Genomic DNA, 11,687 nt, shown 5'->3' on the forward strand with positions numbered 1-11,687 from the left:
AGTTTGCAGACAACTGAAACGAATTTGCGCGTATTGGTGTTTTGGGTAAATTTGCCGCTTTGAAAACGGGGTCTTTTTGCGGTACGCCGCACGGTCAATCGCCCGGAAACCGGCTTCGCACATGGATCAACGCAAATCCATCGATTGCGCCGAGGCTTTCGTGCATCGTCCCTGCACCGACAAAGGCATCACGCCGGCGATGCCGAAATGTCTGGCCTCGGCCGGTTGTCCTGGCAAAACTGACACCCCGCTCTAGTGTTGCGTGCTGACTAATGTCTCGTCCTATGTCTTGCGACGTTATTTTTCTGTAAGGTACGATGTCATAGGACATCTGATGACCTGAGTTGCCTTTCCCAACCCCGGCAATCAGCAGTCCCGGCGCCCTGGATTGCCCATCCAGGGCCGCCTTCACGCCACGCCGGTGCAGGTCAATGCCTGAGCCAAGGACGTCGCAGAAGTCCACAAAGAAAACAGGCACCGGCCATTCCGCAACAACAACCCATAACGAGCCAGGATGGAGACGCAAACCATGAAGCGAGCCCTCGCGCCCTTCTTCACTACCGCAGCACTCGGCGCCGCAGCACTGGGCGCCACGGCGCCCGCCCACGCGCAATCCAATGTCACGCTGTACGGCATTGTCGACACCACGATCCGCTATACCTCGAACGAATCCGCCGCCGGCAACGGCAAGGTCCAGATGACCGACGGCGTGCTCACCGGCAGCCGCTGGGGCATGTACGGCCTGGAAGACCTGGGCCGCGGCTACCAGGCGCTGTTCGTGCTCGAATCGGGCTTCTCGCCCGACGCCGGCCAGAGCCTGCAAGGCAACCGCCTGTTCGGCCGCAAGGCATACGTCGGCCTGCAGGGTGACTTCGGCACGGTCACGCTGGGCCGCCAGTTCACCGTGATCCACGAAGTCATTGCCAGCTATGACGCGATGGCGCTGGCCAACCTCGCCATCGTCGGCTTCCAGGGCGGCAACTACACCGGCGGCGTGCGCCAGGACAACATGATCAAGTACTCGGGCCGGTTCGGCGGGTTCTCGATCGCGGCGCAACACGCCTTCGGCGAAGTGGCCGGCAGCTTCTCGAACTCGTCCTCCACGGGCGCCAGCGTGAGCTACGCCTCGGGCCCGTTCATGGTCGGCGGCGGCTACCAGATCATGCGCGACACGGCGGCGTACTACGGCGTGGCCGTACCCGTAAGCGACCAGAAGGTCTGGACGCTGGGCGGCACCTACAAGGTCGGCCCGGCCACGGTCTACCTCGGCTACACCAACAGCAATGTCGACAACGCCGGCTACAAGAACCAGGCCGGCTACCTGGGCCTGCAATACGCGTTCACCAACGCGTGGTCCGTGATCGCACTCGGCACCTACGACCACCTGAAGCACGGCGACGATTCCGGCAACCGCTTCACCGGCGCCCTGATGCTCGACTACGCATTCAGCAAGCGCACGGACGTGTACATCGAGGCCGATTACACGAACCTGACCGACGCCTGGCGCACCCTGGGCGGCCAGTCCACGTTCCAGACTCCGTTCTACGGCCACGGTAGCCGGGTTGGCGTGATGGCCGGCCTGCGCCACAAATTCTGATGTGACGCCTGTGGCGCGTCGCCGGCTTTCCGCGTTGTTCCGGCGACGTTGCCACAGCAAGAATCGCGCAAAAAATCTGCACGGGGGTCTTGCCAAACCCAAAACTCACCGCTAAGATTGCGGGCTCAGTTCGATTGTTTCGCAAGCAACGCAAGGCGCTGGAAACACTCAACGGTGTTGCCGAAGTAGCTCAGTCGGTAGAGCAGCTCATTCGTAATGAGAAGGTCGGGGGTTCGATTCCTCTCTTCGGCACCAACAGCATTACCGGCGACGCCAGTTTTACCGCGTCGCCTTCAAAAACCCGCACCGCGCAAGCGCTGCGGGTTTTTTCATGGGCGGCGCTTCATGGGCGGCGCACTTGGGGCGAAGCTCAGGTCGCGGGCTGGAGCGAGCGCACGCGCAGCTCGCTGCGGTACTGGTCCACCTGCCACAGGTCGTACGCGGCCTGATGCGCGAGCCAAGACTCGGCGCTCTTGCCGAACGCCAGTTCAAGCCGAACCGCCATCTCCGGCGTGACGCCAGCCCGGCCATTCACGATCTCGGAAACCGTCTTCCGCGAAACATCGAGCGCCGCGGCGGTATCGGTAATCGTCAGCCGCAGCGGCTCGAGCCAAAGCTCCGCAAGCAACTCGCCCGGATGCGGTGGATTGTGCATGCGCATGGCGCCCCTCTCACTAGTGATAGTCAATGTAGTTGACGATGTGCGCGTCCCCGTTCTCGAACCGGAAGGTCACCCGCCAGTTCGCCTGCACCGTCACGGCCCAAAGCTCCGCGCGGTCGCCCTTGAGCGCGTGCAGTCGCAAGCCGGGCGCATCCATATCGCGCGCGGAGCCTGCCTCGTCCAGCAGCGCCAGGATCAGCCGCAACCGCTTGACGTGCATCGCGGGAATCGCCGCCGTGCTGCCTGTGGTGAAGAAGCGTTCGAGACCCTTGTGCGCAAATGAGCGAATCATGGTGAGACGGCAATCGTCGGCGGAGAGTGTAACCCTTAGGGTTACGCAACGCAATCAGCCAATCGTGCTTTCCATCGAAATAGGGAAGGCCGATTCTAGGACCGCCCGCACACGCGCAAGCGCCCTCCCCGCAAAATCAGATTCCTCTCAATCACCACGTTCTCCAAGTTCGCCACCCACCAAAAAGAAAAGCCAACCGCTTGCGCAGGTTGGCTTTCCTGATTCCAGTGCCTCGTGATCCGGTTCCGCGTAACGCCTTCGCAGTGTGCTGGACCGCGTCTTCATTCGCTGCCCGGAACTAGCTGTCGCGGATCCTGCGGCACCCCAGGACACCCTTCCAGCTTAGTGCAGATTTCCCGCGATGGCGGGTGTCCTTCAGCGGGCGTCATTCGGCGTGCTCAGCGCGCAGCCGGGGCGAGCAGGGCCTGGGGCAGATGCAGCGGCTGCCAGGCGTCCGAGCGGGGTGCCGGCTGCGGCAGGGCGCCCGCGCTGCCCAGCAGGTGCTGGATAGCCGCCTCCAGCCGTTCGATGGAAGCCGATTTCGGGGCCTGCTCCACCACCCCGCAGACCTGCAGCGACGACGGCACGTGCAGCCAGACGTTGTCGGAGAGCAGCAGGATGCGCGCCTGCGGCATCCTGCGATGCAGCCGGCGCAGCAGCCCCCAGTTGTCTGTGGTCTCGCTGGACATGCCGTACACCACCAGCACCCGTTCGTCGGTCACGGGCAGCGTCCCGATGGACTCCGGGTCGGTGCTGCGGATGGGGCCGATGTCCGGCAGGTGCTCCAGCATCCGCAGGATGCCGATCCGCACCAGTGGCTGGCTGTCGATGATGATCGCGCGCATGGCTGTCTCCCCGTTGGTCTTGCCGGGGAGCCATCCGCAAGGGCCATGCCATAGGAAGAAGGGCAAGCCGATCGGCCCGCAAACCCTTGCCGGACAAGGGAAGACCGCCGCCGGACATGCCGGCCGGAGGGACGCGCCAATGTTACGGCGGCCGTAACGTCGACCCAGCCCGCCGTAACACGGCCGCGCTCAGGTCACCGAGATCCGGTCGTCCACCACGCGTACCTGGCCGCCGGTCTTGTCCTCCATCACCTTGAGGATCTTGTGGCCCACCTGCATCGTCACGCCGCCATGAATGCGCCGCCCCACGGCGATTACCGCCTCCTCCGACGGCTTCATCTGCTCGGCCAGCCTGGCGATCTCGGCGTCCAGCTCGAACAGGTCGCGGTTGATCTTGTACATCGTCGCACGCGCTTTCTCGCGGATGTCGCCGACGGCGCGCTCTGGATGTTTCGCGAAAAACGCGGCCAGTTGCTGGAGCTTGGCCTGCTCCTCCAGGATCTTGCGCCGTTGCTCCTCCAGCTCCGCTTTCTGCTGGTCGGCAAACGGGTTGAGGCCCACCTGCACGGTCGTGGCCGTGCCCGCCGGCGCGCCGAGCATGGCCGTGCTGACGCTGGCCAGCGCCCGGGTGCGGCCGCCGCTGATGCTGCCCTGGCCGGTCGGGCTGCCTACCGTGACGCGCTCGCCCGCCGAGACGTCGCTCTGGCGGATACCGCTCTCCACCACCACCTCGGTGGCTGCCTCGACAATCGCATTCTGGATATAGCGCGCATGCACCGCGCCCTTGCTGCGCACACTCGCAATTTCGCCAGAATCGGCGCCGTGCGCGGTCTCGGCCTTGCCGATGATGCCGCCCTTGACGATCACGTCGCCGCCGGCCTCCACGTGCGCCGCCTCGATCGTGCCGCTGACCACCACGTCGCCGGTCACGCGCACCGACATGCCGGTACGAATGTCGCCCGACACGCGCAGCGAGCCATCGAACGTGACATTGCCCGAATGCAGGTCCACCGCCTCCACGTCCACCACCGGGCTCACGATCACGCCGCTCGGCAGCACGCGCGGCGATCCGGCGATCACGGCCAGCAGCAGCAGCGGGTCATTGGGGTCGATGGCCACGCCGGTCAGGTCCGCCGCGAACGGCGTGTCGACCATCGGCTCGGCCGGAATCGGCTTGCCCAGGATATCCATGCCGTCCTGGCCGGCCTTTGCCGGGGTGCGGCGCATCAGTGCCGTGCCGGGGTTCACCAGCAGCAGGCTGCCCAGGTCGCGCAGGTCGAAGCGGTCATCCTCGCTCTCGCTCTGCGCGGGCTTGCGCGGCTGCACCAGGCTGTCGAAGCGTGCCGCCTGGCCCTGCACCGGCGCCACGCCGCGCGCGATTTCACGTCCCTCGCAGCTGCCGGCCTCCAGCGCCACTTCGATGGCCGCCTTGTCGAGCAGCGCCACCACGCCCATCGAGGTCGCCGCGGCGGCAATGTCTTCGATATCGATCGCCCGGCCGCCCTCGGGCGGCATCAGCGTCAGCAGCAGGGACAGCTTGTCAGCGGTAATTTCGAGTTCGAAGGCCCCGTCGAGCAGGCTGCCGATCACGCCGTCGACCTCGCCGTCGGCTAGCTGGCACTGGGTCAGGAAGGCGTTCACCGCGCTCTGGTCGAGCCGCGCGCCGCGCCAGCCATGTTCCTCGAGGCTGGCTTCGAGGGTGGCGCGGTCAGGCGGCAGGCGTCCTGGTTCCGGTGTAAAGCACGCGCGTACGTGGTCCCCTGGCTGGCTCAGTTCCAGGCGTAGTCCGGCGTCGGTTGTCATGTGTCCCCGCTTCTGTGTGGCAGGCGATGGCAGTCCGGCCGGGCCGTGGCCCCGATCCTTCCGCAAGGATTACCGTTTGCTGCCGCCAACTCTGCTTGTCGTCGATCTTTGATCAACGGCAGCGGGTGGCGTGAACTTTAGCCCACAAAAGTGGGGTATCACTCGCGCGGAAAGCCCCGGAAATCGGGGGATGGCGGTCCGGGGGGCGGGATTTCGGTAAACTGTCGCCCTCCGATGTCCCCGCCTCAGGTTTTGCCTTCCATGTCCAATAGTTACGAAGTCCGTCCCGGCCAGTCCATCGAGCTGCTCAAGGCACTCCACATCCTGACGCGCGACGGCAAGATGAACCAGGACAGCCGCCGCAAGCTCAAGCAGGTCTATCACCTGTTCCAGTTCATCGAGCCGCTGCTGCGCGAGGTGGCGGACGCGCGCGGCGCGGTCTCGCTGGTGGACCATGGCGCCGGCAAGTCCTATCTGGGCTTCATCCTCTATGACCTGTTCTTCAAGGATCTGCCCGAGGAACAGGGCCAGAACTCGCATATCTACGGCATCGAGACCCGCGAGGAACTGGTGAAGAGCTCGCAGGAACTGGCCACACGCGCGGGCTTCCCGGGGATGTCGTTCCTGAACCTGTCGGTAGCCGAATCCATCACCTCGCCCGCCCTGCCCGCCACGGTGGACGTGGTGACCGCGCTGCACGCGTGCAACACCGCCACCGACGACGCCATCCGCTTCGCCCTGGCCCGGCAGGCACGCCACATCGTGCTGGTGCCGTGCTGTCAGGCCGAGGTGGCCAGCGTGCTGCGCAAGCACAAGGGCAAGCTGCTGGCCGGCAATCCGCTGACGGAGATCTGGCGCCATCCGCTGCACACGCGCGAGTTCGGCAGCCAGGTGACCAATGTGCTGCGCTGCCTGCAGCTCGAGGCGCACGGCTACCAGGTCAGCGTGACCGAACTGGTGGGCTGGGAACATTCGATGAAAAACGAGCTGATCATCGCCCAGTACAAGGACCTGCCGCGCAAGCGGGCGGCCGACCGGCTCCAGAACGTGCTGGAGACGCTGGGACTCGAGGAAATGGGCGAGCGGTTCTTCACCGCGCCCTGACACCGCCCCGTGCAGCCCCCGGAAGCGCCCGGGACGCCCTGAACTGCGCCCGGATCAGCCTTCGTCTTCGGATTTTTCCGACATCCACCGCCGATAACCGTCGATGCCCAGCCGCCGCATGGTGGCCTGGTTGCGCTCGTAGATATCGGCGGCGTCCGGAAACGCCTCGGCGGCGCGCGCGATGCTGTCTTCCCGCAGCAGGTGCAGGATCGGATACGGCGCGCGGTTGGTGTAGTTCTCGATATCGTCCGCCTCGGTGCCCTCGAACTGGTAGTCCGGGTGGAAGCTGGCGATCTGGAGCGTGCCGGCCAGCCGCAGGCTGCGCAGCAGGCGCTCGGCGAAGTACAGGAAGTCGTTATAGGCGAGGAAGTCCGCCAGCGCGTGCGGCACGATCAGCAGCGTGGTGTCGGTCTGGGCCGGATCGGCGTCCGCCAGCGCGCGCAGTTCGCCCTCGAGTTCTTCGAGCAGGTCTTCGGCCCGCGTGGCCGGGCTGACCACGTAGCGCACCTGATCCTTCACATAGACGCTCTTGGCGAACGGGCACAGGTTCAGGCCGATGACGGCGCGCGACAGCCAATGGCGCACGGCCTCGACGACCTGGGCATCGGTGGCATCGGCAGCATCGGCAGCATCGGCAGAATCAGGAAAGGCAGGCATGGCGGGGACAGCGGCTGGCAAAGCGCCATTCTACGCCCCGCCTCCCCCCGAGGTCAGGCCATGCGCGCCTTCTCTCGCCCCACCCGCTTGAGCGGCCGGCCATTGAACAGGTCGCCGATGGGCCCCATGCGGTCCAGCACCCAGGCGATGGCGCACAGCAGCGCCAGCTCGATCAGCGCGAGCACCCACCACCAGTTGCCCAGCCGCGCCACCTCCACCCCAGCGCGGGTGGCCGTCTCGAAGACGATCTTGTTGACCAGGTAGTTGAAGCCGAACACGGGCAGCGTATGCGTGCCGAGCCAGACCACCGCGCGGGAGGTTGGCAGCAGCACCACCACCTGCCACAGCAGCGCGGTGCCGGCGAAGGCCGCGAGCAGGGTCATCGCCATCGCCATGGGCGTGGTGCCGATGCGGTTGCGCGAAACATTCAAGACATCCGGCGCGTGGCGCACGGCCAGCACCCAGACCGCCAGCGTAACCACCAGCAACAGGGCGCGCCGCATGGTCAGCGAGGCCGGCGTGAACTGCATCGGCCCCACCGCGGCGGCCCGGGGCCCCTTGCCGCCGCCCAGCCAGAGCCCGGCGCCGTAGAACACCATGGCGCAGCCCACGTTACGCAGCGAGAACGGCCACTCCACCGGATTCACGTCCGACCACGTGCCGCCACCCTGCGTGAAGACAATCCAGACCAGCCCGACGCCGGTCATCAGCGCCCCGGCCACGCTCGGGCCCAGCCGCGCCAGCGCGGTAGCCGCCACGTCCAGCCAGAACAGGCAGAACAGCGACCACAGCGGCGTGCTCAGGAAATTCCATTCGTTGATGGCGGACCCGGTCATGGTGCCGACAAAGCGCATGGCGAATTCGTCGTCGGGAAACCGTCCGAGCGCCCAGGCGACGATATAAGGCACCGCCAGCACCAGCCCCATGCCCCAGGCCGGCACCACCAGCCGCATGAACTTGCCCCACAGGTGCGACGCCGGTGCAGCCACCGCCCGCGAGGGCTGGAACACCAGCCCGGCCCGCAGCAGGAAGGCGGGAAAGGCCATCGAATAGATCGCCCGATACACCGGATCAGGCAGGGCCCAGGCATGGCTGAAGACCACCAGCGCGATGCCGATGCCCCTGCACATGTCGATGGTGGGATTGCGCGGTGCTGAGCTCATGGAAGCCTCCCCTGTTTTAAACGAGTCTGGCCGGCGCCGGGAGCGCCCGCTGTGCGCCACCGCACGTCCGCGCACGGCCGTGGTGCCGGAGCGCTGTCACCTATAATGCGCGGCGTCCCGCGTCTCTTCCCCCTGCTCCGCCAACCGGCCACCGCCCATGTCCGCCTCCTCCTTTTCAGCATCCGCCCCTTCTGGCACGCCCCACGCCGTGGTCATCGGCGGCGGCCCGGCCGGGTTGATGGCGGCCGAGGCGCTGGCCGGGCGCGGCGTGACGGTAGACGTCTACGACGCCATGCCCTCGGTCGGCCGCAAGTTCCTGATGGCTGGCAAGGGCGGCATGAACATCACGCATGCCGAGGCCGCGCCGGCCTTCCTGGCGCGCTACGGCCAGCGGGCCGACCGCATCGCACCGCTGCTGGCGCAGTTCGACGGCCCGGCGCTGCGTGCCTGGGTGCACGGCCTCGGCATCGACACCTTCGTCGGCAGTTCCGGCCGCGTCTTCCCCACCGAGATGAAAGCCGCGCCGCTGCTGCGCACGTGGCTGCATCGGCTGCGGGAATCGGGCGTGCGCGTGCACACCCGCCATCGCTGGCTGGGCTGGGACGATGCCGGACGGCTCCGCTTCGCCTCGCCGGCGGGCGAATCGACGGTATCGGCGCCCGCCGTGGTGCTCGCATTGGGCGGCGGCAGCTGGGCGCGGCTCGGCTCGGACGCCGCCTGGGTCCCCTGGCTCGCCGAACGTGACGTCACCATCACCCCGCTACGCCCCGCCAATTGCGGGTTCGATGTGGACTGGTCCGCCGTCTTCCGCGAGCGCTACGCCGGCCAGCCGGTGAAATCCGTGGCGATGGCGGTCACCGCGCCGGACGGCACGCCGCTGCATCGTCAGGGCGAGTTCGTGATCAGCGCGACCGGCATCGAAGGCAGCCTGGTCTACGCGCTATCCGCCCCGATCCGCGATCTCATCGAACGGGATGGCAGCGCCGAGATCCACCTGGACCTGGCGCCCGGCATGAGCGCGGCACGCGTGGCCGACGAGATCGCCCGTCCGCGCGGCTCGCGCTCGGTGTCGAGCCACCTGCAGAGCAAGCTCGGCATTACCGGGGTCAAGGCGGGGTTGCTCTATGAAGCGGTGTCGAAGGCCGACATGCATGATTCGGCCGCCCTCGCGGCGGCCATCAAGGCGCTGCCGCTGCGGCTGGTGCGCGCGCGGCCCATCGACGAAGTCATCAGCACGGCCGGCGGCGTGGCGTTCGAGGCAATGAACGCTCACCTGATGCTCAACGCCATACCGGGCGTGTTCTGCGCGGGGGAGATGCTGGACTGGGAGGCGCCCACCGGCGGCTATCTGCTGACAGCCTGCTTCGCCAGTGGGCGGATGGCCGGCCTGGGCGCGGCCAACTATCTGATGGGTATGTAACGGCTAGCCGTTGGCGATGTCGAGCGCCACGGCCTCGGCCACCTCGATGCCGTCGATGGCGGCCGAGTAGATCCCGCCCGCATAGCCGGCACCCTCGCCCGCCGGGTACAGCCCCTTCACGTTGATGCTCTGGTAGTCGTCGTTATTGCGCCGGATCCGCAGCGGCGACGACGTGCGCGTCTCCACCCCGGTCAGCACCGCGTCGTGCATCGCAAACCCGGCAATCTTCTTGTCGAGTTCCGGCAGCGCCTCGCGGATCGCGTCAATCACATAGTCAGGCAGCGCCGTGCTGAGGTCCGTCGGCGTCACCCCCGGCTTGTATGACGGCTCCACCGAGCCGAGCGCCGTGGACGGCCGTCCCGCGATGAAATCCCCCACCAGCTGGCCCGGCGCGCGGTAGTCGCTGCCACCGAGCTCGAAGGCGCGCTCCTCCCAATGACGCTGGAGCGCAATGCCCGCCAGCGGCCCCCCCGGGAAATCGACCTCCGGCGTGATACCCACCACGATGCCGGCGTTGGCGTTGCGCTCGGCCCGGTAGTACTGGCTCATGCCGTTGGTCACCAGCCGGCCCGGCTCGGACGCCGCCGCCACCACCGTGCCGCCCGGGCACATGCAGAAGCTGTACACCGCGCGCCCGTTGCTGGCGTGGTGCACCACCTTGTAGTCCGCCGCGCCCAGCAGCTTGTTGCCGGCGAACTTGCCGAAGCGGCTGCGGTTGATCAGCCCCTGCGGATGCTCGATGCGAAAGCCCAGCGAGAACGGCTTGGCTTCCATGAACACGCCGCGGTCGTGCAGCATGTGGAAGGTGTCACGCGCGCTGTGGCCCACGGCCAGCACCACGTGGTCGCACTCGAGGTAATCGCCGGTGGAGAGCTTGAGGCCCCGCACCTGCCCATTCTCGATGTCGATGTCGTCCACGCGCGTCTCGAAGCGGATTTCGGCGCCCAACGACAGCATCTCGGCGCGCATCTTCTCCACCATGCTCACCAGTCGGAATGTGCCGATGTGGGGGCGCGCCTTGAAGAGGATGTCCTCGGGTGCGCCCGCGCGCACAAACTCGTTGAGCACCTTGCGGCCGTAGTGCCGGGGGTCCTTGATCTGGCTGTAGAGCTTGCCGTCCGAGAACGTGCCCGCGCCGCCTTCGCCAAACTGTACGTTCGACTCGGGATTGAGCACGCTCTTGCGCCACAGGCCGAAAGTGTCCTTGGTGCGCTCGCGCACTTCCTTGCCGCGCTCGAGGATGATCGGGCGGAAGCCCATCTGCGCCAGCAGCAGGCCCGCCAGCAGCCCGCACGGACCCAGGCCGATCACCACCGGGCGCAGCTTCGGCCCGCCCGCCGGGGCCTGCGCCACGAAGCGGTACGTCATGTCGGGCGTCACGCTCCAGTTGGGCTTGCCGGCCATGCGCTGGAGCGCGGCGGCCTCGTCGCGGACCTCGATATCGACGATGTAGGTCAGCTTGATGTCGGCGCGCTTGCGGGCATCGTGCGCGCGGCGGAAGACGGTGAACGCGACCATCCCGTCGCCTTTGACACCGATCTGCGCGAGGTGGCTGCGCACGGCCGCCTCCAGGTCGCTCTCGGTATGGTCGAGCGGGAGTTTGACTTCACTTAGACGTAGCATGGGGAACGGGTATTTCAGCGGCCTTGGTGTCTGGTGGCCGGGCGTTACCCAGCAGGAGGCCAGATCGGCCGAAGCGGGATTTTATCAGTCGCCACCATCCCGGGGGCGGCGCCGGCTGCATGATGTGCACGGTTGCCGCGCCGCCGGCGGCCAGCGTGGCCCAGCCGGCGATGCCGGCGATATACACCGCGCCGGGCGCGAGCGTGGCGGCAGGCTGGCAAACCGTCTCGGCCAGCCAGCGCGGCGGGCCCGCCACGGTCAGGCGGCCGGATTCGAGGTGCACCACGGCACCGGGCTCCAGGTGCAGCCTGAGGCACTGGCCGGCGGCCAGCTGGTAGGTTTCGGTCGATAACTTCGCTGGGGACATGATCGCGCTCCGGGGTCCAGAATCAGGTCTCCAGCCTATCGGGCGGCCCGCCAGGCCAACAGGCACAAGGGATTGCGGACCGGACCAGAACAGATCGCACGATGCGGCTCTGTTACGATACAGACACCCTTCATCTGTATCTGTTGTGCCCGCGC

General features: G+C 67.0%; 11 protein-coding genes and 1 tRNA gene. 4 read left to right on the forward strand and 8 right to left on the reverse strand.

The window, feature by feature from the left end; translation table 11 throughout:
* Positions 1 to 529: 529 nt before the first annotated feature.
* Together KHO18_RS02875 and KHO18_RS02880 are read left to right on the forward strand one after the other, a co-directional pair.
* Positions 530 to 1,597 carry a porin gene (locus KHO18_RS02875; protein WP_144201661.1) on the forward strand — a complete coding sequence of 356 codons (1,068 nt, stop codon included), beginning with the start codon at positions 530 to 532 and terminating at the stop codon, positions 1,595 to 1,597.
* A gap of 179 nt (positions 1,598 to 1,776) precedes the next feature.
* Positions 1,777 to 1,852 (forward strand) — tRNA-Thr (locus tag KHO18_RS02880).
* Positions 1,853 to 1,967: 115 nt separating this feature from the next.
* Here KHO18_RS02880 and KHO18_RS02885 read toward each other — a convergent pair.
* The 4 genes from KHO18_RS02885 to KHO18_RS02900 all read right to left on the reverse strand — a co-directional run bounded on the left by KHO18_RS02885 (position 1,968) and on the right by KHO18_RS02900 (position 5,198).
* Complete coding sequence (locus KHO18_RS02885; RefSeq protein ID WP_313818701.1) at positions 1,968 to 2,252, reverse strand: HigA family addiction module antitoxin; 285 nt, start codon at positions 2,250 to 2,252, stop codon at positions 1,968 to 1,970.
* Between the two features lie 19 nt (positions 2,253 to 2,271).
* Complete coding sequence (locus tag KHO18_RS02890) at positions 2,272 to 2,550, reverse strand: type II toxin-antitoxin system RelE/ParE family toxin (protein WP_144201665.1); 279 nt, start codon at positions 2,548 to 2,550, stop codon at positions 2,272 to 2,274.
* Between the two features lie 398 nt (positions 2,551 to 2,948).
* Entirely contained in the window at positions 2,949 to 3,395 is a 447-nt protein-coding gene (locus tag KHO18_RS02895; RefSeq protein WP_186296952.1) for a response regulator transcription factor, read from the reverse strand.
* Between the two features lie 189 nt (positions 3,396 to 3,584).
* A complete protein-coding gene (locus tag KHO18_RS02900) occupies positions 3,585 to 5,198 on the reverse strand; it encodes a DUF342 domain-containing protein (RefSeq protein WP_144201667.1) in 1,614 nt (537 codons plus the stop codon).
* A gap of 261 nt (positions 5,199 to 5,459) precedes the next feature.
* Here KHO18_RS02900 and KHO18_RS02905 point away from each other — a divergent pair, with 261 nt between their 5' ends.
* Positions 5,460 to 6,302: a class I SAM-dependent methyltransferase gene (locus KHO18_RS02905; RefSeq protein WP_211942752.1), complete on the forward strand. Its 843-nt coding sequence runs from the start codon at positions 5,460 to 5,462 to the stop codon at positions 6,300 to 6,302.
* A 54-nt stretch (positions 6,303 to 6,356) separates the two neighbouring features.
* On the opposite strand, the gene KHO18_RS02910 is transcribed toward KHO18_RS02905, so the two are convergent.
* Positions 6,357 to 6,959 carry a DUF1415 domain-containing protein gene (locus KHO18_RS02910; protein WP_211942753.1) on the reverse strand — a complete coding sequence of 201 codons (603 nt, stop codon included), beginning with the start codon at positions 6,957 to 6,959 and terminating at the stop codon, positions 6,357 to 6,359.
* Positions 6,960 to 7,012: 53 nt separating this feature from the next.
* Positions 7,013 to 8,122, reverse strand: a complete 1,110-nt coding sequence (locus KHO18_RS02915; protein ID WP_144201673.1) for an acyltransferase family protein — start codon at positions 8,120 to 8,122, stop codon at positions 7,013 to 7,015.
* Positions 8,123 to 8,279: 157 nt separating this feature from the next.
* Between KHO18_RS02915 and KHO18_RS02920 the strand changes: the two genes are divergently transcribed.
* A complete protein-coding gene (locus KHO18_RS02920) occupies positions 8,280 to 9,542 on the forward strand; it encodes a TIGR03862 family flavoprotein (protein ID WP_144201675.1) in 1,263 nt (420 codons plus the stop codon).
* Positions 9,543 to 9,545: 3 nt separating this feature from the next.
* On the opposite strand, the gene KHO18_RS02925 is transcribed toward KHO18_RS02920, so the two are convergent.
* Both KHO18_RS02925 and KHO18_RS02930 read right to left on the reverse strand, forming a co-directional pair.
* Positions 9,546 to 11,165 carry an NAD(P)/FAD-dependent oxidoreductase gene (locus tag KHO18_RS02925; protein ID WP_211942754.1) on the reverse strand — a complete coding sequence of 540 codons (1,620 nt, stop codon included), beginning with the start codon at positions 11,163 to 11,165 and terminating at the stop codon, positions 9,546 to 9,548.
* Positions 11,149 to 11,532, reverse strand: coding sequence for a hypothetical protein (locus tag KHO18_RS02930; protein ID WP_144201679.1), 384 nt, complete (start codon positions 11,530 to 11,532; stop codon positions 11,149 to 11,151). Before KHO18_RS02930 ends, KHO18_RS02925 begins: the two co-directional genes overlap by 17 nt.
* Between the last annotated feature and the right edge of the window lie 155 nt (positions 11,533 to 11,687).

This window comes from Cupriavidus campinensis (genome assembly GCF_905397395.1).
GTDB classification, from domain to species: Bacteria; Pseudomonadota; Gammaproteobacteria; order Burkholderiales; family Burkholderiaceae; genus Cupriavidus; species Cupriavidus campinensis.